The organism is Micromonospora sp. LZ37 (assembly GCF_059359015.1).
Window position 1 is genome coordinate 69,002 of the sequence record NZ_JCADBL010000015.1, and the last position, 21,321, is coordinate 90,322.

General features: G+C 72.9%; 19 protein-coding genes. 14 read left to right on the forward strand and 5 right to left on the reverse strand.

Annotation, left to right across the window (positions count from 1 at the left end):
• Nucleotides 1-78: 78 nt before the first annotated feature.
• The 4 genes from secD to AC5L3Z_RS26095 all read left to right on the forward strand — a co-directional run bounded on the left by secD (nt 79) and on the right by AC5L3Z_RS26095 (nt 6,549).
• Nucleotides 79-1,998 (forward strand): protein translocase subunit SecD, encoded by a 1,920-nt coding sequence (secD, locus tag AC5L3Z_RS26080; protein ID WP_494845738.1) that lies wholly within the window; start codon nt 79-81, stop codon nt 1,996-1,998.
• 1 nt (nt 1,999) lies between these two features.
• Nucleotides 2,000-3,196: a protein translocase subunit SecF gene (gene secF, locus AC5L3Z_RS26085; protein WP_494845740.1), complete on the forward strand. Its 1,197-nt coding sequence runs from the start codon at nt 2,000-2,002 to the stop codon at nt 3,194-3,196.
• Nucleotides 3,197-3,296: 100 nt separating this feature from the next.
• Nucleotides 3,297-3,863: an adenine phosphoribosyltransferase gene (locus AC5L3Z_RS26090; RefSeq protein WP_334527236.1), complete on the forward strand. Its 567-nt coding sequence runs from the start codon at nt 3,297-3,299 to the stop codon at nt 3,861-3,863.
• 220 nt (nt 3,864-4,083) lie between these two features.
• Complete coding sequence (locus AC5L3Z_RS26095) at nt 4,084-6,549, forward strand: RelA/SpoT family protein (RefSeq protein ID WP_494845742.1); 2,466 nt, start codon at nt 4,084-4,086, stop codon at nt 6,547-6,549.
• Nucleotides 6,550-6,606: 57 nt separating this feature from the next.
• On the opposite strand, the gene AC5L3Z_RS26100 is transcribed toward AC5L3Z_RS26095, so the two are convergent.
• Nucleotides 6,607-7,449: a peptidylprolyl isomerase gene (locus tag AC5L3Z_RS26100; RefSeq protein WP_494845744.1), complete on the reverse strand. Its 843-nt coding sequence runs from the start codon at nt 7,447-7,449 to the stop codon at nt 6,607-6,609.
• Nucleotides 7,450-7,512: 63 nt separating this feature from the next.
• Nucleotides 7,513-8,385 (reverse strand): peptidylprolyl isomerase, encoded by an 873-nt coding sequence (locus AC5L3Z_RS26105; protein ID WP_494845746.1) that lies wholly within the window; start codon nt 8,383-8,385, stop codon nt 7,513-7,515.
• Between the two features lie 260 nt (nt 8,386-8,645).
• Here AC5L3Z_RS26105 and AC5L3Z_RS26110 point away from each other — a divergent pair, with 260 nt between their 5' ends.
• From AC5L3Z_RS26110 to AC5L3Z_RS26120, 3 genes are all read left to right on the forward strand, one after another.
• The gene (locus tag AC5L3Z_RS26110) at nt 8,646-9,365 is read left to right on the forward strand and encodes an MBL fold metallo-hydrolase (RefSeq protein WP_494845748.1); all 720 of its coding nucleotides are present in this window, start codon (nt 8,646-8,648) and stop codon (nt 9,363-9,365) included.
• Between the two features lie 57 nt (nt 9,366-9,422).
• Nucleotides 9,423-10,751 carry a histidine--tRNA ligase gene (gene hisS / locus AC5L3Z_RS26115; protein ID WP_494845750.1) on the forward strand — a complete coding sequence of 443 codons (1,329 nt, stop codon included), beginning with the start codon at nt 9,423-9,425 and terminating at the stop codon, nt 10,749-10,751.
• Nucleotides 10,752-10,821: 70 nt separating this feature from the next.
• On the forward strand, nt 10,822-11,760 hold the full coding sequence (locus AC5L3Z_RS26120; RefSeq protein WP_494845751.1) for an acyl-ACP desaturase: 939 nt from the start codon (nt 10,822-10,824) through the stop codon (nt 11,758-11,760).
• Nucleotides 11,761-11,858: 98 nt separating this feature from the next.
• On the opposite strand, the gene AC5L3Z_RS26125 is transcribed toward AC5L3Z_RS26120, so the two are convergent.
• Nucleotides 11,859-12,377 (reverse strand): PaaI family thioesterase, encoded by a 519-nt coding sequence (locus AC5L3Z_RS26125; RefSeq protein ID WP_494845752.1) that lies wholly within the window; start codon nt 12,375-12,377, stop codon nt 11,859-11,861.
• A gap of 55 nt (nt 12,378-12,432) precedes the next feature.
• Between AC5L3Z_RS26125 and AC5L3Z_RS26130 the strand changes: the two genes are divergently transcribed.
• Both AC5L3Z_RS26130 and AC5L3Z_RS26135 read left to right on the forward strand, forming a co-directional pair.
• Nucleotides 12,433-12,909 carry a winged helix-turn-helix transcriptional regulator gene (locus tag AC5L3Z_RS26130; RefSeq protein WP_494845753.1) on the forward strand — a complete coding sequence of 159 codons (477 nt, stop codon included), beginning with the start codon at nt 12,433-12,435 and terminating at the stop codon, nt 12,907-12,909.
• Between the two features lie 431 nt (nt 12,910-13,340).
• On the forward strand, nt 13,341-14,390 hold the full coding sequence (locus tag AC5L3Z_RS26135) for a S1 family peptidase (protein WP_494845755.1): 1,050 nt from the start codon (nt 13,341-13,343) through the stop codon (nt 14,388-14,390).
• A 95-nt stretch (nt 14,391-14,485) separates the two neighbouring features.
• Here AC5L3Z_RS26135 and AC5L3Z_RS26140 read toward each other — a convergent pair whose 3' ends face one another.
• On the reverse strand, nt 14,486-15,082 hold the full coding sequence (locus tag AC5L3Z_RS26140) for a DUF998 domain-containing protein (RefSeq protein WP_494845756.1): 597 nt from the start codon (nt 15,080-15,082) through the stop codon (nt 14,486-14,488).
• 176 nt (nt 15,083-15,258) lie between these two features.
• Here AC5L3Z_RS26140 and aspS point away from each other — a divergent pair, with 176 nt between their 5' ends.
• The 4 genes from aspS (at nt 15,259) to AC5L3Z_RS26160 (ending at nt 19,998) form a co-directional block, all read left to right on the forward strand.
• Entirely contained in the window at nt 15,259-17,064 is a 1,806-nt protein-coding gene (gene aspS / locus AC5L3Z_RS26145) for an aspartate--tRNA ligase (protein WP_494845757.1), read from the forward strand.
• A gap of 105 nt (nt 17,065-17,169) precedes the next feature.
• Nucleotides 17,170-17,982 (forward strand): SDR family oxidoreductase, encoded by an 813-nt coding sequence (locus AC5L3Z_RS26150; RefSeq protein ID WP_494845759.1) that lies wholly within the window; start codon nt 17,170-17,172, stop codon nt 17,980-17,982.
• Nucleotides 17,983-18,055: 73 nt separating this feature from the next.
• Nucleotides 18,056-18,649 (forward strand): helix-turn-helix domain-containing protein, encoded by a 594-nt coding sequence (locus tag AC5L3Z_RS26155; RefSeq protein ID WP_494845760.1) that lies wholly within the window; start codon nt 18,056-18,058, stop codon nt 18,647-18,649.
• On the forward strand, nt 18,646-19,998 hold the full coding sequence (locus tag AC5L3Z_RS26160) for an MFS transporter (protein WP_494845761.1): 1,353 nt from the start codon (nt 18,646-18,648) through the stop codon (nt 19,996-19,998). The genes AC5L3Z_RS26155 and AC5L3Z_RS26160 overlap by 4 nt, the downstream gene beginning before the upstream one ends.
• 196 nt (nt 19,999-20,194) lie before the next feature.
• Here the strand turns inward: AC5L3Z_RS26160 and AC5L3Z_RS26165 are convergent, their stop codons facing one another.
• The gene (locus tag AC5L3Z_RS26165) at nt 20,195-20,932 is read right to left on the reverse strand and encodes a GNAT family N-acetyltransferase (RefSeq protein WP_494845866.1); all 738 of its coding nucleotides are present in this window, start codon (nt 20,930-20,932) and stop codon (nt 20,195-20,197) included.
• 122 nt (nt 20,933-21,054) lie between these two features.
• On the opposite strand from AC5L3Z_RS26165, the gene AC5L3Z_RS26170 reads away from it, so the two are divergent.
• Complete coding sequence (locus AC5L3Z_RS26170; protein ID WP_210834577.1) at nt 21,055-21,276, forward strand: hypothetical protein; 222 nt, start codon at nt 21,055-21,057, stop codon at nt 21,274-21,276.
• The last annotated feature ends 45 nt before the right edge of the window (nt 21,277-21,321 follow it).

Genomic DNA, 21,321 nt, shown 5'->3' on the forward strand with positions numbered 1-21,321 from the left:
ACGTCGGCCCCGGACCCCGGGTCCGACCTCGCCGCCGCTGCGCCGGCGGCGCGACCGTCACAGGGAGACAGGACAGCCGTGGCACCACCTCAGGGACAGATGCGCCCCGGGCGGCAGCTCGCCGTACTCGGGCTCATCTTCGTCGTCCTCTATTCTTTGGTGTTCTTCTCCGACGCCAGCGGCAGCTGGAAGGACCGGCTGGAGCCGCGGCTCGGCCTGGACCTGATCGGCGGCACCCGGCTGACGTTGGAGGCCACGAACAACATCGACGGTAAGCCCCCGACGGCGGAGAACCTCGAGGAGGCCCGTCAGATCATCGAGAACCGGGTCAACGCCTACGGCGTCGCCGAGGCCGAGGTGGTCACCGAGGGCAACCGGAACATCGTCGTCTCCCTGCCCGGTGAGAACCGTGAGCTGACCGACGTCGGCAGCGCGGCCGAGCTGCGCTTCCGCAAGGTGCTCAAGGCCGCCGACGGCAGCGGGACGGTCGCCGCCCCCGCCGCGACCCCGTCCGCCCCCGCCTCCCCGGCGCCCTCGGGCAGCGCCGCGCCGAAGCCGTCCGGCAGCGCGTCGCCGAAGCCGTCCGGCAGCGCCGCGCCCAAGGTGACCGCGTCGCCGAACGCCGGCGGTCAGGGCGGCGGCGCCCCCGCGCCGAGCGCCAGCGCCACCCCGTCCGCGCCGGCCTCGCCGAGCGCCCCGGCCGCCTCGCCGAGCGCCGCCCCGGTGCCACAGAGCGTCGCCGACCAGCGCAAGGCCGTCGAGCAGAAGGTCAAGGCGCCGGCCTGGGCCGCCGCGAACGCCCTGCAGGGCCCGGCCGACGTGGCCGCCGACCCCTCGCTGGCGGAGAAGCTCAAGCCGTTCGGCGAGCTCTCCCCGCAGGAGATCGCGGTGCTGACGCCGCAGATGCAGTTCAACGTCCCGACGATCAGCTGCGCCCAGCTCGACAAGCGGCCCGCCGCGTCGATCAAGGACGAGAAACAGCCGGCGGTCGCCTGTGAGGACGGGGCGGTCAAGTACCTGCTCGACGTGGCGAAGGTGGTCGGCACCGACATCGCCGACGCCAACGCCGTGCTCGACCAGACCAGCGCCTGGGTGGTCAGCCTGGACTTCACCGGCGACGGTCAGGACAAGTGGACCGCGCTGACCCGTGAGGCGTTCAACAACGAGGGCGGCGCCTGCGACCCGAGCGCGCTCGGCCAGGACGGCAAGTGCCGGGTGGCGGTCGTGCTGGACAACGAGATCGTCTCCTCGCCGGAGATCCAGGGCGTGCTGACCGGCGACTCGCAGATCACCGGCAACTTCACCAGCAAGGACGCCAACGACCTCGCCAGCGACCTGCGCTACGGCGCGCTGCCGGTGACCTTCGTCCCGCAGACCCAGCAGAACGTCACCGCGACCCTCGGCGACAGCCAGCTGCGCGCCGGTCTGCTCGCCGCCGGGATCGGCCTGCTGCTGGTCGTGGTCTACTCGTTCTTCTACTACCGGCTGCTCGGCTCGGTCATCTTCCTCAGCCTGGTCCTCTCCGCGCTGCTGGTCTTCGGCGCGCTGGTGGTGCTCGGCCGGCAGATCGGGTTCACCCTCACCCTCGCCGGCATCGCCGGCATGATCGTCTCACTCGGTGTGGCGGCGGACTCGTTCGTCATCTACTTCGAGCGGCTCAAGGACGAGATCCGCGAGGGACGCAGCCCGCGCAGCGCGGTGCCGCGGGCCTGGATCCGGGCCCGCCGGACGATCATCTCGGCCAACGCGATCACGCTGATGTCCGCCGTGGTGCTCTACATCGTCTCGGTCGGCACGGTGAAGGGCTTCGCCTTCGCCCTCGGCCTGGCGACCGTGCTCGACCTGGTCGTGGTCTTCCTCTTCCGGCACCCGATCATGACGATGTTCGCCCGGACCCGGGCGTTCCTCTCCCCGCGGGTCAGCGGTCTCGGCCGGGCCCTGCCGTCCCGGGCGGCCGAGCAGGCCAACCCCCGCAACACGCGCGTGAAGGAGGCCTGAGATGGCGAAGGATGGTCTGGCGTCCCGGCTCTACCGGGGCGAGGCCGGTCTCAACATCGTCGGCCGGCGCAAGCTCTGGTTCGGCGTCGCCGCCGGCCTGGTGCTGCTCGCGGTGCTCAGCTTCGCGGCCAACGGCTTCAAACTGGGCATCGAGTTCGCCGGCGGCAACTCGTTCCAGGTGCCGGCCAGCGTCGGCACCCTCGACGGCGCCCGGGAGCAGGTCGACGAGGCCCTCGCCGCCGAGAACACCGGCGCCGAGGTGGTCACCGCGCAGAAGGTGGGCGGCACCGGCGGCGACTTCTACGAGATGCGGACCACGCAGCTCAGCCCGGAGCAGGCCAACGCCGTCAAGGGTGAGATCGCCGAGCGCTTCGGCATCCAGCCCGGCCAGATCAGCGGCGACCAGGTCTCCGAGGCGTGGGGCAAGCAGGTCACCGAGCGCGCGCTGCTCGGTCTGGTGCTCTTCGTCGCGGTGGTGTCGCTCTACCTGATCCTGCGCTTCGAGTGGCGGATGGCGGTCGCCGCGATCGCCTCGCTGTTCATGAACCTGATCCTCACCGCCGGCATCTACTCGCTGGTCGGCTTCGAGGTCACCCCGTCGACGATCATCGGCTTCCTGACGATCCTGGGCTTCGCGCTCTACGACGTGGTGGTGGTCTTCGACAAGGTCCAGGAGAACACCCGGGGCATCACCGCGAACAACAACCTGACCTACGGCGAGGCGTCCAACCTGGCGCTGAACCAGAGCCTGATGCGGTCGCTGAACACCTCGGTGGTCGCCCTGCTCCCGGTCGGTGGCCTGCTCTTCATCGGTGCCGGCCTGCTGGGCGCGGGCACCCTGAAGGACCTGGGTCTGGTGCTCTTCGTCGGCATGGCGGTGGCCTTCCTGACCTCGATCCTGCTGGCCACCCCGCTGCTGGTGCTGCTGAAGAACTACGACCCGCGGATCCAGGCGCACACCAAGCGGGTGCTGGCCCGTCGTGGCGCCGTCGCCCGGGGCGAGGTCGCCCCGAAGAACGCCGCGCGGTCGGCCGAGGAGGCCGGCGAGGAGTCGATCGACGACGCGGAGGCGGGCGCCCTGGCCGGCGCGGCGCCGAAGGTCGGCGCCCGCCCCGCGGCCAAGCGCTCCACCGGCACCCGGGGCGGTCGCCCCAGCGGTGGCGGGGGCAACCGGCCGGGCGGCGCCAAGCGGCGCTGACCGGAGGGGACACCCGGTAGGAATCGACCCGACGGCGTCCGCCATGCTGTGCGAGCAGCATGACGGACGCCGTCGTCGTTGGAAGGGGAACGGAACCGCCGTGACGGAGACCCACAGCACCGTGGTACGGGGAGACAGCGGCCCGGAGGTCGCCCGGTTGGTGGCCAGCCGGGTGCTGGACGTGCCGGACTTCCCGAAGCCCGGCGTCATGTTCAAGGACCTGATGCCGCTCTTCGCCGACGGCGAGGTCTTCCGCGAGGTGATCGACGGCATCGTCGCGCACCACGGGCGTGACTCGTTCGACATCGTGGTCGGCATCGAGGCGCGCGGCTTCGTGATCGCCGCCGCCATCGCGTACGCCACCGGGGTGGGGGTGGTGCCGGTGCGCAAGGCGGGCAAGCTGCCGCGGGCCGCGTACTCCGCCTCCTACGCGCTGGAGTACGGCGAGGCGACCCTGGAGGTGCACCAGGACGCCTTCACCGCCGGGCACCGGGTGCTGGTGGTCGACGACGTGCTGGCCACCGGGGGCACGGCGGAGGCCACCCTCGACCTGGTCGAGCGGGCCGGCGGCACGGTCACCGGCTTCACCGTCCTGCTGGAGCTGGGCTTCCTCGGCGGCCGCGAGAAGCTGGCCGGTCGTCCGGTCCATGCCCTGCTGACCGTTTGAGGCCAGGTCGCCCCGGGGGATCCGGCGGGGACCGTCCGGCGGAGCAGCAGCGCACCCACCGTACGGGTAGCATTGCCCTTTGCTGACCGGACGGGTGACCGTCCGGCGGCGGCAGCACCGCCGGTGTGAGGCCGGCGTGGAACAAGACCGGCCCGGTGGCCGGTTGCAGACAACGTCGGCCGCACGGTCGGCGCGTTCCCGGCGAGCGGTGAGGAGGCCGGTGTCCCACGATGTCGTCCCTCCGGTGGAGGGCACGGTGCACCCGACAGGCGACGCTGACGGTTCGGTGACCGATCGGATGAGCAGTCCGCCGGCCCGGGTGGCGGGCGATGGCGCTGTTCCCGAGGCCGGCCCGGCCGACGGCGGCGCGGTGGTGGTGCCGTTCCCGGCCGACGGCGATTCCCCGTCGAGCGGCGGTTTCGCCCTGTCCAACGCGCCCACCGGTCGACGGGTGCGGGCCCGCCTGGCGCGGTTCAACGCGCCCTGGCAGAGCTCCCAGGTCAGCGAGGTGCTCGAGCCGCTGATCTCCACCCATCGGGAGAACCACCCGAAGGCGGACGCCCGGCTGCTGCAGCGCGCGTTCGACACCGCCGCGCGCTGGCACTCCGGTCAGTACCGCAAGTCCGGCGACCCGTACATCACCCACCCCTTGGCGGTGGCGACCATCCTGGCCAACCTCGGGATGGACACCACCACCCTGGTGGCGGCGCTGCTGCACGACACGATCGAGGACACCGAGTACACCCTCGACCAGATGCGCGCCGACTTCGGCGGCGAGGTCACTCTCCTGGTCGACGGCGTGACGAAGCTCGACAAGGTCAAGCTCGGCGACGCGGCCAAGGCGGAGACGATCCGCAAGATGGTCGTGGCGATGGCCAAGGACCCGCGGGTGCTGGTGATCAAGCTGGCCGACCGGCTGCACAACATGCGTACCCTGACCTTCCTGCCCCGCCCCAAGCAGGAGCAGAAGGCGAAGGAGACGCTGGAGATCCTGGCGCCGCTGGCGCACCGCCTCGGTATGAACACGATCAAGTGGGAGCTGGAGGATCTCGCCTTCGGCACGCTGTTCCCGAAGCGGTTCGAGGAGATCAACCGCCTGATCGGGGAGCACCAGCCGCAGCGCGAGGCGCTGCTGCGCCAGGTCACCCAGAAGGTGCAGACCGACCTCAAGGCCGCCAAGATCAAGGCGGAGACCACCGGTCGGCCGAAGCACCTCTACTCGATCTACCAGAAGATGATCGTGCGGGGGCGCGACTTCAACGACATCTACGACTTGGTCGGGGTGCGGATCCTGGTCGACACGGTGCGGGACTGCTACGCGGCGCTGGGGGTCATCCACGCCAACTGGCAGCCGGTGCCGGGCCGGTTCAAGGACTACATCGCCATGCCCAAGTTCAACATGTACCAGTCGTTGCACACGACGGTCATCGGGCCCACCGGCAAGCCGGTGGAGATGCAGATCCGCACGTACGCCATGCACCGCACCGCCGAGTTCGGCATCGCCGCGCACTGGAAGTACAAGGAGCACAAGGGCACCCAGATCGTCGGGCCGCCGGCGCACATCGACGAGATGACCTGGCTGCGCCAGCTGCTGGACTGGCAGCGGGAGGCGGCGGACCCGAGCGAGTTCCTCGACGCGCTGCGCTTCGACCTGTCCAGCCAGGAGGTGTACGTCTTCACCCCGAAGGGTGACGTCATCCCGCTGCCGACCGGCTCGACGCCGGTGGACTTCGCGTACGCGGTGCACACCGAGGTCGGGCACAAGTGCATCGGGGCGCGGGTCAACGGCAAGCTGGTGCCGCTGGAGTCGACGCTCTCCAACGGTGACGTGATCGAGATCTTCACCTCGAAGTCCGACACGGCCGGCCCGACCCAGGACTGGCTCGGCTTCGTCAAGAGCCCGCGCGCCCGCACCAAGATCCGCCAGTACTTCAACAAGGAGCGGCGCGAGGAGGCGATCGAGGCCGGCAAGGACGCGATCGTCAAGGCGATGCGCAAGCAGGGCATGCCGTTGCAGCGGATGCTCACCTCGGACGCGCTGATGGCGATCGCCCGGGACCTGCACCTGGCCGACGTGGCCTCGCTCTACGCCGCGGTCGGCGACAGCCAGGTCTCCGCCCAGTCGGTGGTGCAGAAGCTGATGGCCGCCTACGGCGGCGAGGAGGGCGCGGCGGAGGACATCGCCGAGACCGCCGTCGCCACCCGGCCGCCGCGCAGCCGGCAGAGCAGCAGTGACCCCGGCGTGGTGGTCCGCGGCGTCAGCGACGTCTGGATCAAGCTGGCCCGCTGCTGCACCCCGGTGCCGCCGGACTCGGTCTTCGGTTTCGTCACCCGCTCCGGCGGGGTCAGCGTGCACCGTGACGACTGCGCCAACGCCGAGGACCTGCGGGCCCAGCCCGAGCGGGTGGTCGAGGTGAGCTGGAAGCTCACCTCCGCCTCGACGTTCCTGGTCGCCATCCAGGTCGAGGCGCTGGACCGGCACAAGCTGCTGGCCGACGTCACCCGGGTGCTCTCCGACGAGCGGGTCAACATCCTCTCCGCCACCGTCACCACCACCCGCGACCGGGTGGCGGTGAGCCGGTTCAGCTTCGAGATGGCCGACCCGAAGCACCTGGGACACCTGCTGGCCGCGGTCCGTAAGGTCGACGGGGTCTTCGACGCGTACCGGGTCACCTCGGGCGCCTGAGCGCACACGCGAAAGCGCCCGCCGGCTTGCCGGCGGGCGCTTCGTCGTACGGGTGGGTCAGCCCTGGATGTCGCTCATCGTCAGCTTGCTGATGACGACCTCCTTCTTGGGGTGGCCACCCCCGGACTGCTTCGCGAACGCCTTGTCGTCGCCGGCCGCCGCGGCCTGCTTGACCAGGTCCATGCCGCCGGTGACCGTGCCGACCACGGTGTAGTTCGGGGGCAGCTGCGAGTCGCCCCAGACGATGAAGAACTGGCTGCCGGTGCTGGCCGGCTGGCCGGAGTTGGCCATCGCGATGACGCCCTCCGGGTAGGCCGGACGCTTGTCCGTGGGCAGGTTCTCCTCGGCCAGGTTGTAGTTCGGGCCGCCGGTGCCGTCGGTCTCCCGCCAGCCCTTGCCCGTGGCGCTCGGGTCACCGCACTGGAGCACCTTGATGCCCTCGGTGACCAGCCGGTGGCACTTGGTGTTGTCGAAGAAGCCCTTGCTGGCCAGGTGGGTGAAGCTACCGGCGGTGCAGGGCACCGCGGCGCGGTCGACCTTGGCGGTGATCGGACCCAGGTTGGTGTCGATCGTCATGGTCTGGGTGCCGGTGTTCTTCTGCTGGGCGGTGGGCAGCCCGACGTCCTTGATCTGCGCGGGCCGGCCCTCCTTCGGCACCTCCGGGTACGCGCACTGGGCGAACCCGGCGGGGGCGCCGGCGGTGTCCGGCTTCTTCTCGTCGTCACCGCCGAGGCTGGTGGCCAGCCAGGCCGTGCCGGCGACCACGAGCAGCAGGACCGCTGCGGCCCCGACGATCGCCTGCGTCTGCCGGCGCTTGCGGGCCCTGGCCGCGCGCTCGGCCATCTCCCGCTCGAGTCGGGCCCGCGCCGCCGCGCGCTGCCGCTCTCTCGTGGACGTCACGGTCACTCCTCCTGGACTTTCTGGCGCGGTCGCTGCCGCAGGGTACGGGTGGACTTGTCCGGCTCAGCCGGCGCTCGGGCTGGCCGACGGAGCGCCGGAGGCCGAGCTCGGGGCCGGGGCGGGGGCCTCTGTGGGCTCGCCGACGGTGAGCTTGCGCACCACCACGTCGGTCTTGGGCTTGACCTTGGCCCCGGTCCCATTGTCCACGGTCGGCAGGGCGCCGATCTTCTCGACCACGTCCAATCCCCCGGTGACCCGACCGATGATCGGGTACGCCGGCTTGGCGGGGTTGAAGTCCTTGAAGAAGACGAGGAACTGGCTGCCGTTGGCGCCCGGCGGGTTGGCCACCATGGCGACCGTGCCCTTCGGGTACGCCGGGGCCTGCCCGGGGGCGGGGCTCGCGGCTGGCGCCGCCGGGACGTTCTCGTCGTAGAACGAGTAGGTGGGGCCGCCCACCCCGGTGCCGCTCGGGTCGCCGCAGCGCAGCGCGCCCTCGGCGGTGATCTCGTGGCACTTGGTGTTGTCGTAGAACGACCGGCCCGCCAGGTGGGCGATGCTCGCCCCGGCACAGGGCGCCCCGGCGAGGTCCAGCTCGGCGGTGATCGGGCCGCCCTGGTCGGTGGTGATCGTCATCGGCCGGGTGCCGGAGGTGGGCAGTCCGGTGGTGGCCGGGGTGCCGACGTCCTTGAGGTTGGTGTTGGCGCCGGCGTCCTGCGGCGTCCAGAGGCAGACCTCCTCGGCGGCCGTCGGCTTCCGGTCGCGGTCGAACGCGCCCAGGCCCCAGGCGGAGCCGAGCACGATCAGCGCCAGCACGACCGTGGCGCCCACACCGGCCTGGATCTGCCGGCGGCGCCGTATCGAGGCGGCCCGGCGGGCGAGCTGCCGGTCGAGCTTGGCCCGCGCCAGTTTGCGCTGCCGGTCCCTGCTGGAAGCCACTCGTGCTCCCCTTCCTCTACCCTGGTCGTCACCGGCGGTCGGGCCGCTCGCGCCCGCCGTACCGCGGGGTGCGCCACGCCACACGCCCGCCAGAGTGTACGGGTAGCCGCTGTGAATGTGGTGTACGAGGCCCGGGCTGCGTTTATCGGAGTGCGTCACTGTGCCGGGCGGGGCCGGCGGGACCGATGGGTCCGCGAATTCCGCTCGGCGCTGCGACTAGGCTGCGAAGGGGACGACGACTCGACGGAAGGGGAGCGGACGTGCTCGTGGCCGGCTTTCCCGCGGACGCCTTCGGCACCAACTGCTACGTGGTGGCGACCGCGCCGGGGGAGCAGTGCGTGGTGGTCGACCCCGGTATCGGGGTGCTCGACCGGCTCGACGCCGTGCTCGCCGAACACCGCCTGCACCCGGCCGCCGTGCTGCTCACCCACGGCCACCTCGACCACACCTTCTCCGTGGCGCCGGTCTGCGGCGCCCGGGGCATCCCCGCCTACGTCCACCCGGACGACCGGGAGTTGCTCGCCGACCCGGCCAAGGGGCTCTCCGCGGACCTCGCCCAGCTCTTCGGCGGCCGGCTGCCGTACACCGAGCCCGACGACGTGGCCGAGCTGACCGACGGCGCGACCCTGGCCCTGGCCGGGTTGGAGATCACCGTCGACCACGCACCGGGCCATACCGGCGGGTCGGTGCTCTTCCGGCTGCCCGGCGCCGGCTCGCCCTGGGAGGCGGAGCAGCTCTGCCTCTCCGGTGACGTGCTCTTCGCCGGCTCGATCGGCCGCACCGACCTGCCGGGCGGCAGCATGCCCCGGATGCTGACCAGCCTGCGGGAGAAGGTCCTCCCGCTGGCCGACGACACCGTCGTCCTGCCCGGCCACGGCCCCGTCACCACCATCGGCCGCGAGCGCGCGAGCAACCCGTACCTCGTCGAGGTGGCGGGCGACGCCGACGCGCGCCCGGCCGCGCCCGCCCGCGGTCTGTAGACCCACCGCGCCCACGACCTGACCGCGCCGCCCGCGCGGGACCGCAAGGAGTACGCCATGAGCAAGCCCACGCCCATCTCCGGCTTCCCGGAGTGGACGCCCGCGCAGCGGATGATCGAGCAGTTCGTCCTCGACCGGATCCGCGCCACCTTCGAGCTGTACGGCTTCGCGCCGCTGGAGACCCGCTCGGTGGAGCCGCTGGACCAGCTGCTGCGCAAGGGAGAGACCTCCAAGGAGGTCTACGTGCTGCGCCGGCTCCAGGCCGACACCGACGGCCCGGCCGGGGACGACTCGCTCGGTCTGCACTTCGACCTGACCGTGCCGTTCGCCCGGTACGTGCTGGAGAACGCCGGCAAGTTGCAGTTCCCGTTCCGCCGCTACCAGATCCAGAAGGTGTGGCGGGGTGAGCGCCCGCAGGAGGGGCGTTACCGGGAGTTCCTCCAGGCCGACATCGACATCGTCGACCGGGACACCCTGCCGGCGCACTACGAGGCGGAGATGCCGCTGGTCATCGGCGACGCGCTGCGCTCGCTGCCGATCCCGCCGGTGCGGATCCAGGTCAACAACCGCAAGATCTGCGAGGGCTTCTACCGGGGGGTCGGGATCGGCGACCCGGAGGCGGCGCTGCGCGCGGTGGACAAGCTCGACAAGATCGGCCCGGCGCGGGTGGCCGAGCTGCTGGCCGAGACGGCCGGGGCGAGCGAGGCGCAGGCCAAGGCGGCGTTGGCGCTGGCCGAGATCTCGGCGCCGGACGCCTCCTTCGCCGACGCGGTGCGCGCCCTCGGGGTCAGCGACCCGCTGCTCGACGAGGGGATCGCGGAGCTGGTCGCCGTGATGGAGACCGCCACCGCGCACTCGCCCGGGCTCTGCGTCGCCGACCTGCGGATCGCCCGTGGGCTGGACTACTACACCGGCACCGTGTACGAGACGCAGCTGGTCGGCTACGAGCGGTTCGGCTCGATCTGCTCCGGCGGTCGGTACGACAACCTGGCCAGCTCCGGCAACGTCCGCTTCCCCGGGGTGGGCATCTCCATCGGGGTGACCCGCCTGCTCGGCCTGCTCTTCGGCGCCGACGCGCTCACGGTGTCCCGCAGCGTGCCGACCTGCGTCCTGGTGGCGGTGACGAACGAGGACGACCGGGCGGCGAGCAACCGGGTCGCCGAGGCGCTGCGCTCCCGGGGCGTGCCCACCGAGGTGTCGCCGAGCGCGGCCAAGTTCGGCAAGCAGATCCGGTACGCCGAGCGGCGCGGCATTCCGTACGTCTGGTTCCCGGGCGCCGAGGGCGCGCCCGACGAGGTGAAGGACATCCGCTCGGGTGAGCAGGTCACCGCCGCGACGGGGGAGTGGACCCCGCCCCGCGAGGACCTGAAACCCCTGGTCGGCTGAGTGGATTACTCGCGCGTACGTCGGGAAAGACCTACGGTGGCGTAAGTTACGCCACCGTAGGGAGATCGTCATGACCGCCTCGCTGAGCCAGACCGCGCTGCTCCTCGAACTCGAACCCGTGGTCGAGAAGAACCTCGACCGGCACCTGTCGATGGCCAAGGAGTGGTTCCCGCACGAGTACGTGCCGTGGAGCGAGGGCCGCACCTTCGACGGGCCGCTCGGCGGCGAGCCGTGGTCGGCGTCGGACTCGACGATCCCGGACGTGGCCCGGACCGCGCTGATCGTCAACCTGCTCACCGAGGACAACCTGCCCTCGTACCACCACGAGATCGCGACCCTCTTCGGGCGGGACGGCGCGTGGGGCACCTGGGTGCACCGGTGGACCGCCGAGGAGGGGCGGCACGGCACGGCGATCCGTGACTACCTGACGGTGACCCGGGCCGTGGACCCGGTGGCCCTGGAGCGGGCCCGGATGACCCACATGTCGGCCGGCTACGAGAACGTGCACGGCGACGAGGTGCTGCACTCGCTGGCGTACGTCTCCTTCCAGGAGCTGGCCACCCGGATCTCGCACCGCAACACCGGTCGGGCCACGGGTGACCCGGCCTGCGAGGCGCTGCTCGCCCGGGTGGCCGCGGACGAGAACCTGCACATGGTCTTCTACCGCAACCTGCTCGGCGCGGCCTTCGAGCTGGCCCCCGGCCAGGCCATGCGGGCGGTCGCCGACGTGCTGGCGAACTTCCAGATGCCCGGCGTGGGGATCGAGGGCTTCGCCCGCAAGTCGGTGGCGATCGCCCTGGCCGGCATCTACGACCTGCGCCAGCACCGCGACGAGGTGGTGGTCCCGGTGCTGCGTCAGTGGGACGTCCTCAACGTCACCGGCCTGGACGCCGACGGCGAGGCCGCCCGCGAGGAGATCGCCGCCCACCTCGACGCCCTGGAGCAGTCCGCCTCCCGCTTCGAGGAGAAGCGCGCCGCCCGCGAATCCCGCCTCGCCACCCGCCCCTGACCCCCCGTTCCACTCCGCTGATCATGAAGTTGACGGCAGGCACGGAGATCCACATCGCCGCCAACTTCATGATCAGCGCGCCGCGGTGGGGGGTGGGGTCAGGCGGGGGAGTCGAGGGGGAACAGCAGGCAGGTGGAGGTGGCGTGGGCGATGAGGCGGGACCGGGTGTCGGTCAGCCTCGCCTCGGCCAGCGCGGTGCGGCGGCCGCGCTGCAGGACGGTGCCTTCGCAGCGCAGGACGCCGCTGGCGACGGTGACCGGGCGGAGGAACTTCACGTTCAGGTCCAGCGAGGTGTAGCCGACCCCGGCCGGCAGGGTGGTGTGCACCGCGCAGCCCGCGGCCGTGTCCAGCAGGGTGGAGATGACCCCGCCGTGCACCGTACCGAGCGGGTTGTAGTGGAACTCCTGCGGGACCAGCTCCACGGCGACCCGGCCCTCGTCGGCCTCCATCCGGCCGATGTCGATCAGGTGCATGATCGGCGGCGCGGCCAGTTCACCGGCGATCATCGCGCGGAGCAGTTCCAGGCCGCCGCGCCGGCCCACGTGGGCGGCGCCGGCCACCGGGTCGGACCAGGAGAAGGTGCGGCTGCGCGCCGGGTCCTGCTGCGTCTGGGTCATGGACTCAGCCTGGCAGCACGTTGCTGAGTCTGTCAATCAGACCTAGCCTGGTCCCATGAGACCCGCGGCGCTGGACTGGTCGGTGGAGAACTGCACCATCGCCCGGGCGATGGAGGTCCTCGGTGAGCGCTGGACCCTGGTGGTGCTCCGTGAGGTGTTCAACGGCATCCGCCGCTTCGACGACATGCGGGTGCGCACCGGCATCCCCCGCCAGGTGCTCACCAACCGGCTCGCCACCCTGGTCGCGCAGGGTGTGCTGCGCCGCGAGCCGTACCGGGAGCCGGGCAGTCGGGTGCGTCACGAGTACCGGCTGACCGACAAGGGACTCGACCTCTGGCCGGTGCTGGTGGCGGTGCTCGGCTGGGGCGACCGTCACCTGGCCGACCCGGACGGCTCCCCGCTCAGCGTGGGACACCGCGACTGCGGCGCCGAGGTGCGGGTCCAGTTGCGCTGCGCCGACGGGCACGACCTGACCGAGCCGCGCGAGGTGGTGCCCCGGCCGGGCCCCGGGGCCCGCCGTCGGGCCGACTGAGCCCACCGCCCGCCGGGGGTGCACCCCGGCGACCTCCACCGCCCGCCCCGCGCGTCCTGCGCCGTGGCGGCCCGGTCGCCGGCTCGCCGCGGTCCCGCGCGTCGCGGCCCCGCCGCGTCCCACCCGTCCCGCCGTCGGGTTCGAGGCCACCCGGCCCCGGGTGTCGGCACCGGGCCGTAGCGCCGGGCATCGATGTCGGCGCACGGGTGACCCGCCGCGGGTGTGACGGCAGGCGTCCGCGATGTGTCCACAGTGTTGCACAGGTGTGTCGGCGGAAGCTCCCCCCAATCCGGACGAATCCAGGTCTTGCCGATGATCTTAAGGATGTGAATACTTCAGTTGATCCGGCCGGTTCCCCCAGTTCGGCCGGGTGGAACACAGGCCCCGTCACCCCCGACGCGGGCTGTCGCCCCCTCCCAGGAGGTTGTTACATGCGACCCACGAGGTCATCGTTCCGCCGCGCCGCCACCCTCGTCGCGGCCGGAGCTCTGGTCGCCGGCTCGCTCATCGGCGCGCCCGCGCAGGCCGCCCCCGCCGCTTCCCCCGACGCCGCCGCCGGTCTGGCCGAGCGCCTCGGCGACCGGGCCGCCGGCACGTACGCCGACGCCAGCGGCAAGATGGTCGTCGCCGTGACCGACGACGCCGCCGCCCGTCAGGTCCGCGCCGCCGGCGCCACCCCGAAGCTCGTCACCCGGGGCGCCGCCGCCCTCCAGGCCGCCACGGCCGAGCTGGAGCGCTCCGCGAAGATCCCGGGCACCGCCTGGTGGACCGACCCCGCCACCAACCAGGTCGTGGTCTCCGTCGACAGCACCGTCACCGGCGCCAAGCTGGACAAGGTCAAGGCCGCCGCCGCCCGCGCGAACGGCGCCATCCGCATCGAGGCCGAGGCCGGCGTGCTGAGCACCCGCATCTCCGGCGGCGAGGCCATCTACGCCGGTGGCGGCGGTCGCTGCTCGCTCGGCTTCAACGTGCGCAACAGCGCCGGCACCCAGTTCTTCATCACCGCCGGTCACTGCACGAACATCTCCGCCAGCTGGTACAGCAACTCCGCGCAGACCACCTACCTGGGCGCGCGGACCGGCACCAGCTTCCCGGGCAACGACTACGGGATCGTGCAGTACAACAGCAGCGTCTCCCGCCCGGGCAACGTCTACCTCTACAACGGCAGCTACCGGGACATCACCGGCTCCGGCAACGCCTTCGTCGGCCAGAGCGTGCAGCGCTCCGGCAGCACCACCGGCCTGCGCAGCGGCTCGGTGACCGCGCTGAACGCCACCGTCAACTACGCCGAGGGCTCGGTCTCCGGCCTGATCCGCACCAACGTCTGCGCCGAGCCGGGCGACAGCGGCGGCTCGCTGTTCAGCGGCAGCACCGCGCTGGGCCTCACCTCCGGTGGCAGTGGCAACTGCCGCACCGGCGGCACGACGTTCTTCCAGCCGGTCCCCGAGGTGCTGAGCCGCTACGGCGTCAGCGTCTACTGACCGACCTTCCGCGAGCGGGCCGCTGGGTGACCGGCGGCCCGCTCCGCTGTGCGGGTGCGAAAGGGCCGCTCCTCGGTGGAGCCGGGCGCCGAAGCTCACCGCGGGTCGCGTCGGGGTCGCGTCAGCGCCACGAGCAGCGGACAGAGCGCCTCCGCGCCGGCGGTCACCCGCTCGGCCAGCCCGATCCTCGGCCCGCCGGCGACCAGCTCGACCACGAACCAGCCGACCAGGACGAGCAGGACCGCCGCGGCGGTCGTACCCCACAAGGGCGGGAGCCCGACGGCGCGGTCGGGCGCGCGGCGGTGACCGGCGGCGAGCGCCGGCCAGAGCGCCAGCGCGCCGAAGGCGATGGCGGCGGCCAGCCCGTGCGGGCCCGACGAGCCCCGCTCGGCCGGCAGCGGGAACACCGCTACGGCGACCGTGGCCAGCCCACCCAGCGCCAGCGTCAGCCGGCCGGCGACGCGCAGCGGGCGCAGCCCGGCCGCGGTCACGCAGTGACAGACACCGAGGCCGACCAGGGCCACCGTCATGATCCAGCGGTCGTCGGCGTCGCGCGCCGCGAGCGCGCTGATCGTGCCGGCGACCTGGTCGAAGCCGCCCGGCTGCCGGGCCGCGGCGAGCGTCCAGCCGCCGATCAGCAGCACCGGGGCGGCGGCGGAGGAGACGAGGGCCCAACGGGGTACGGCGTGCACCCGGCACACCGTACGGGAGCGGGCCCGGCGCGCCCGGTGTCGACCGGGGCCGGCTCCACCGGCGTCGACGGGCAAGCCCTTCCTTCCGGTGAACCGCGCCCGGTGGCGGCCGGGGCGCGGCGGTGCTGACAGAATGCGGAGGGCAGAGATGTACCGCAGATGAGGAGACGCAAGTCGTGATCCGTACCCATGACGCCGGCAGCCTGCGCGCGACGGACGCCGGCACCACGGTGACGCTCGCCGGGTGGGTGGCCCGCCGGCGCGACCACGGCGGTGTCATCTTCGTCGACCTGCGCGACGGCTCCGGCGTGGTCCAGGTGGTGTTCCGCGAGGAGGACGCGCACGCGCTGCGCAACGAGTTCTGCGTCAAGGTGACCGGCGAGGTGACCCGCCGCCCCGAGGGCAACGAGAACCCGGAGCTGCCCACCGGCGAGATCGAGGTGACCGCGGCCGAGCTGGAGGTGCTCTCCGAGGCGGCGCCGCTGCCGCTGCCGGTCGACGACCAGGTCGAGGCCGGCGACGACATCCGGCTCAAGTACCGCTACCTGGACCTGCGCCGCAGCGGCCCGGCCAATGCGATGCGGCTGCGCTCGCGCGCCAACCAGCTCGCCCGGGGCGTGCTGCACCAGCGGGACTTCCTGGAGATCGAGACCCCGACGCTGACCCGGTCCACCCCGGAGGGCGCCCGCGACTTCCTGGTCCCGGTCCGGCTCCAGCCCGGCAGCTGGTACGCGCTGCCGCAGTCGCCGCAGCTGTTCAAGCAGCTGCTGATGGTCGGCGGCATGGAGCGGTACTACCAGATCGCCCGCTGCTACCGCGACGAGGACTTCCGCGCCGACCGGCAGCCGGAGTTCACCCAGCTCGACATCGAGATGTCCTTCGTCACCGAGGACGACGTGATCGACCTCGGCGAGGCGATCGTCGCCACGCTGTGGAAGGACCTGGCCGGCCACGAGATCTCCCGGCCGATCCCGCGGATCACCTGGCACGACGCGATGGCCCGGTACGGCTCCGACAAGCCCGACCTGCGCTACGGCGTCGAGCTGACCGAGCTGACCGACTACCTGCGCGGCACCGAGTTCCGCGTCTTCGCCGGCGCGATCGACGCCGGTGGGTACGTCGGCGCGGTGGTCATGCCCGGCGGCGCGGCGCAGAGCCGCAAGGAGCTGGACGGCTGGCAGGACTGGGCCAAGGCGCGCGGCGCGCGCGGCCTGGCGTACGTGGTGCTCGACGCCGAGACCGGTGAGGCGCGCGGCCCGGTGGCGAAGAACCTCTCCGCCGAGCACCTCGGCGGGCTCGCCGACGCGGTCGGCGCCAAGCCGGGCGACGCGGTCTTCTTCGCCGCCAGCACCAACACCCGCGAGGCACAGGAGCTGCTCGGCGCGGCGCGGATCGAGATCGCCAAGCGGGCCGGCCTGATCGACGAGAGCGCCTGGGCGTTCTGCTGGGTGGTCGACGCGCCGATGTTCGAACGTACCGACGAGGGCGGCTGGACGGCCGTGCACCACCCGTTCACCTCGCCGAACGCCGAGTGGGTGGACCGCTTCGAGGAGGCGCCGGACCGGGCGCTGGCCTACGCGTACGACATCGTCTGCAACGGCAACGAGATCGGCGGCGGCTCGATCCGTATCCACCGGGGTGACGTGCAGAAGCGGGTCTTCGACCTGCTCGGCATCACCGCGGAGGAGGCGCAGGACAAGTTCGGCTTCCTGCTGGAGGCGTTCAAGTACGGCGCCCCGCCGCACGGCGGCATCGCCTTCGGCTGGGACCGGGTCTGCATGCTGCTCGCCGGCGCGGACTCGATCCGCGAGGTCATCGCCTTCCCGAAGACCCGGGGCGGCTTCGACCCGCTGACCGGCGCGCCGACGCCGATCACCGTCCAGCAGCGCACCGAGGCCGGCATCGACGCCAAGCCCAAGGCGCCGACGGGCGCGCACGCCGGCACCGCCGGCCCGGCCGCCCCGGTGGCCGACCCGGTCTGACCCGACCCCGTCACCGAGAGGTCTGCGCCATGATGGCGTGGACCTCTCGGTCGTTTCGTCCCCGCAACGGGTGACGGTCGGCCGAGCCGTGGGACGGAGGACGCGATGACGCTGCTCGTGGTGGGAGCCGGTGGTTTCCTGGGCGGGGAGATCTGCCGGCGCGCGGTCGCGGCGGGCCGGCCGGTGACCGGGACCTGGCACGCCAAGCCGGTGGAGTTGCCGGGTCTGGCGACCCGGCAGCTCGACGTGACCGACCGGGAGGCGGTGCGCCGGCTGGTCGCGGAGGTACGGCCGACCGCCGTGGTCGGCACCCCGTACCGCAACGACGACTGGGCGGTCACCGCCGACGGCGCGGCGCACATCGCGTACGCGGCGGCCGAGGCGGGGGCGCGGCTGGTGCACGTGTCCAGCGACGCGCTGCACGCCGGGCGCCCGACGCCCTACCTGGACGACGACGCGCCCACCCCGATCCACCCGTACGGGGCGGCGAAGGCGGCGGCGGAGACGGCCGTGCGGGCGATCGACCCGACCGCCGTGCTGGTGCGGACCTCGCTGATCGTGGGGGAGGGGAGCAAGCAGATCGAGCTCTGCCGGGACGCCCTCGCCGGCCGGACCACCCTCTTCACCGACGAACTCCGGTGCCCGGTCGACGTCACCGACCTGGCCGACGCCGTGCTCGAACTGGTCGACGGCGACCACGCCGGCCCGCTCAACGTGGCCGGCCCGGAGCCGGTCAGCCGGGCCGGGCTCGGGCTGCTGGTGGCCCGCCGGTTCGGGCTGGACCCGGCCGGCCTGAAGACCACCACGAGCGCGGCGACCGGGCTGGTCCGCCCCACCGACGTGCGGCTGGACTCCTCGCGCGCCGCCGGGCTGTTGCGAACGCGGCTGCGCGGCGTCACCGAACTCTTCACGCCCTGACCCCGGCGCTTCCGTGCACACTTTCTCTGCACAACTATTGTGCAGAGAAAGTGTGCACAAGTATTGTGCGTACATGGGGAGCGACGAGAAGGCCACGCCGCCGCGTGAGGTGCGGCTCGACCACCGACAGGTCCGGGTGCTCGCGCACCCGCTGCGGATGCGCCTGCTCGGCGCGCTGCGCACGAACGGACCCGCCACCGCCACCACGCTGGCCGAGCTGCTCGACACCAACACCGGCGCGACCAGCTACCACCTGCGCCAACTCGCCGAGGTCGGGCTGGTCGCCGAGGACCCCGACCGGGGCAGCGGTCGGCAGCGCTGGTGGCAGGCCGCGCACGACGTGACCAGCTGGGAACCGACCGACTTCGACGACGACCCGGACGCCCGGGCGGCCATCCAGTGGATCCACGGCGACCAAGTACGCCTGCTGGTCGAGCGGGCCGAGCGCTGGCTGGCCGTCGAGCACGAGTGGTCACCGGCCTGGCGGGACGCCTTCGGCATGGGCGACATCTTCCTGAGCATCCCGGCGCACCGGATGGAGGCGCTCAAGGCCGAGGTGTGGCAGGTGCTGGAGCGGTACCACGACGAGGCGGACCCGGCCGAGCCCGGCGCCGAGCCGGTGCACGTCTTCCTCGCCGGCTACCCGATGCTGGAGGGCCGGCGGTGAGCGCGCTGTCCGTACGCCAGATCCGGTTCCGCTACCTCGCCCTCTACGGACTGCGCTGGCTGCCGACCGGTCTGATGATCCCCGTGATGATCCTGCTGATGCAGGAGCGCGGCCTGTCGCTGTCCCAGATCGGCCTGGTCGCCACCGCGCAGGCACTGGTGGTGCTCGCGCTGGAGCTGCCCACCGGCGGCCTGGCCGACGCCCTCGGCCGCAAGCCGGTCCTGGTCGTCGCCGCGGCGGTGAGCCTGCTCTCCCTCTCCCTCTTCGCGGTGGCCGACTCCTTCGCGCTGTTCTTCCTGGTCTGGGCCTTGCAAGGCCTCTACCGGGCACTCGACAGCGGCCCCCTCGAATCCTGGTACGTCGACGCCAGCCTCGCCGCCGACCCGAAGGCCGGGTACGAGGCCGGCCTCGGCTACGCGGGCACCGTCGCGGGCGTCGCCATCGCCGCCGGCGCGCTGCTCAGCAGTGCCCTGGTCGCCCTCGGCCCGGTCGGCCCGGTCAGCGCGCTCACCCTGCCCGTACTGGTCGCCATCGCCCTGCAGGCGGTGGGCCTGGTCGCCCTGCTCACGCTGCTGGTGGAGACCCGCCCGGCGCGGGGCGCGGGCGCGTTGCGCGCCTCCGTCGTCGAGGCGCCCCGGATGGTGGGCCAGGCGATCGGCCTGCTGCGCCGGTCCCGGGTGCTGCTCGCCCTGGTCGCCGTCGAGCTGTTCTGGGGCTTCGGCATGGTCACCTTCGAGTCGCTGCTCCCGGTCCGCCTCGGCGAGGTGGTCGGCGGCGCCGAGCGGGCGGCGACGCTGCTCGGGCCGGCCAACTCGGCGGCCTGGCTCGCCTCGGCGGCGGGCGCTGCGCTGACGCCGCTGCTGCTGCGCTGGTTGGGCGCCGCGCCGGGCGCCGCGCTGATGCTCCTCGTCCAGGCCGGGACGGTGATCGCCATGGGGCTGCTCGCCGGGCCGGTCGGGGTGCTGGTCGCCTACCTGGCCTGCTACACCGTGCACGGCGCGGCCAACCCGCTGCACGCCGGCCTGCTGCACCGGCAGGTCGAGGGGCCGTACCGGACCAGCGTGCTCTCGCTGAACTCGATGATGGGGCAGCCGGGCTTCGCCCTCGGCGCGGTGCTGCTCACCGCGCTCGCCGACACCAGCAGCGTCACCACGGCGATGCTGGTGGGCGCGGCGGTGCTGGCCGCGGCGGCCCCGCTTTACCTGCCGGCCTGGCGGGCCGGGCGCGGCGTCTCCGCGGCCGGCGAACCGGCCGGCGATGCCGCGGTGGCGGCCGACCCCGACGGTGCCGCGCCGGCCACCGGCCCCGGGGCCGGCCCGGGCGTCGCCGAGGCGGCCCCGCTCCGGTGACCGAGCGGCGCGGGCCGGCCGTCCCGGCCATGGCGGTGGGTGTGGTCTGCCTGCGGCCCGGCCAGGCGGACCTCCGTACGAGCGTGATACCTCAGAGGCATATTGATGCCGCTGAGGTATCACGCTGACAGGGGCGTCACTCTGTTCTGCCGTGCCGGCGACACCCCGGCACGGCGGTCACGGGCCGGGCCGGCGCTCAGGCCAGGCGCACCGCGCTGCGGGCGCTGGTGCCGGTGAAGCCGAGCCGCCGGTAGAGCCGCGCCGCCCCCTCGTTGTGGGTGTAGACGCCGAGCGCGACGTGGTCGTACCGGGCGGCCAGCGCCCGGGTCATCCCGACGGTCAGGGCGGCGCCGAGACCCCGGCCCCGCCGGTCGGGCGCCACGGTCAGCCCGGCCAGGAAGCCGACGTCCCCCCGACTGCGGTCCGCGCCGCAGGCGACGAGCCGGTCGCCGTCGCGGATGCCGTACCAGGCGACGATCCCCGGGTCGCCGGGGCGGGAGGTGCTGGTGGGGAAGGCCGCGTCGATCAACGCGCCCAGGGCCGGGTGGTCGGTCTCGTCGAGGCGGACCACCCGGTCCTCTTCGGGCCGGCGGGGCCCGACGGTGCTGGTCCAGAGAAAGTCCCAGTCGTCGTGACGAGCCACGGCCAGCCGGGCGGCGAGCGTCTCCGGGCTGGCCCGGGGCAGGTTCAGCCACTGTCCGGGGCCGACCATCCCGGCGGCGGCGAGGTCGGCGAAGACGTCCAGCGCCGGCGCCGCCGCCCCGATCGCGCCACCCGCCGCCGGGCCCGACCCGGGCGGCAGCAGCCAGGCCACCGCCCCGTCGCGCCGCCAGCCGCGCGGCTGTTCACCGGGCCGGAGCATGTGTCGCACGTACGGATGCTGGTCGGCGGCGGCGAGCAGGGCCGGCCGGCCGGTCAACTCCTGGTCGGCCATGATCACCCGATGAGGGTAGACCGCGACGGCGCGCCGGGCCCACTCCACGGTGGAGATTGACGAGTCGACCGATTGGGTACATCCCGCGCCGACCTACTGGGAACCCCCACCGGAGGAACGACATGCTCGCCATACTCGCGGCCATCGTGTTCGGCTTCGCGCTCCTGATCGATCTGCTCGACACCAACTTCGGGGCGCCGGACCTGTTCAACTGGAACACCCTCGTCCTCATCGGCCTGCTGCTGCTCTCCCTCTACCTGGCCGGCGTCGGCCGCGGCCCGCGCGGCGGGGGCGGCGGTGGCGGAGGCCGCTGGTACCGGGGTCGTCGCCCCGGTCGCGGCTGACCGCAACGGATCACGGTGGGTCCGGCCGCGGCGCGATTCCGGCGT

Bases quoted from the DNA above. Each gene is read 5' to 3' on its own strand.
- AC5L3Z_RS26135 (WP_494845755.1), top strand. From the start codon at position 13,341: ATGCGACCCACGAGGTCATCGTTCCGCCGCGCCGCCACCCTCGTCGCG.
- AC5L3Z_RS26120 (WP_494845751.1), top strand. From the start codon at position 10,822: ATGACCGCCTCGCTGAGCCAGACCGCGCTGCTCCTCGAACTCGAACCC.
- AC5L3Z_RS26130 (WP_494845753.1), top strand. From the start codon at position 12,433: ATGAGACCCGCGGCGCTGGACTGGTCGGTGGAGAACTGCACCATCGCC.
- AC5L3Z_RS26165 (WP_494845866.1), bottom strand. From the start codon at position 20,932: ATGGCCGACCAGGAGTTGACCGGCCGGCCGGCCCTGCTCGCCGCCGCC.
- AC5L3Z_RS26125 (WP_494845752.1), bottom strand. From the start codon at position 12,377: ATGACCCAGACGCAGCAGGACCCGGCGCGCAGCCGCACCTTCTCCTGG.
- AC5L3Z_RS26155 (WP_494845760.1), top strand. From the start codon at position 18,056: ATGGGGAGCGACGAGAAGGCCACGCCGCCGCGTGAGGTGCGGCTCGAC.
- AC5L3Z_RS26170 (WP_210834577.1), top strand. From the start codon at position 21,055: ATGCTCGCCATACTCGCGGCCATCGTGTTCGGCTTCGCGCTCCTGATC.
- secF (WP_494845740.1), top strand. From the start codon at position 2,000: ATGGCGAAGGATGGTCTGGCGTCCCGGCTCTACCGGGGCGAGGCCGGT.
- hisS (WP_494845750.1), top strand. From the start codon at position 9,423: ATGAGCAAGCCCACGCCCATCTCCGGCTTCCCGGAGTGGACGCCCGCG.
- AC5L3Z_RS26150 (WP_494845759.1), top strand. From the start codon at position 17,170: ATGACGCTGCTCGTGGTGGGAGCCGGTGGTTTCCTGGGCGGGGAGATC.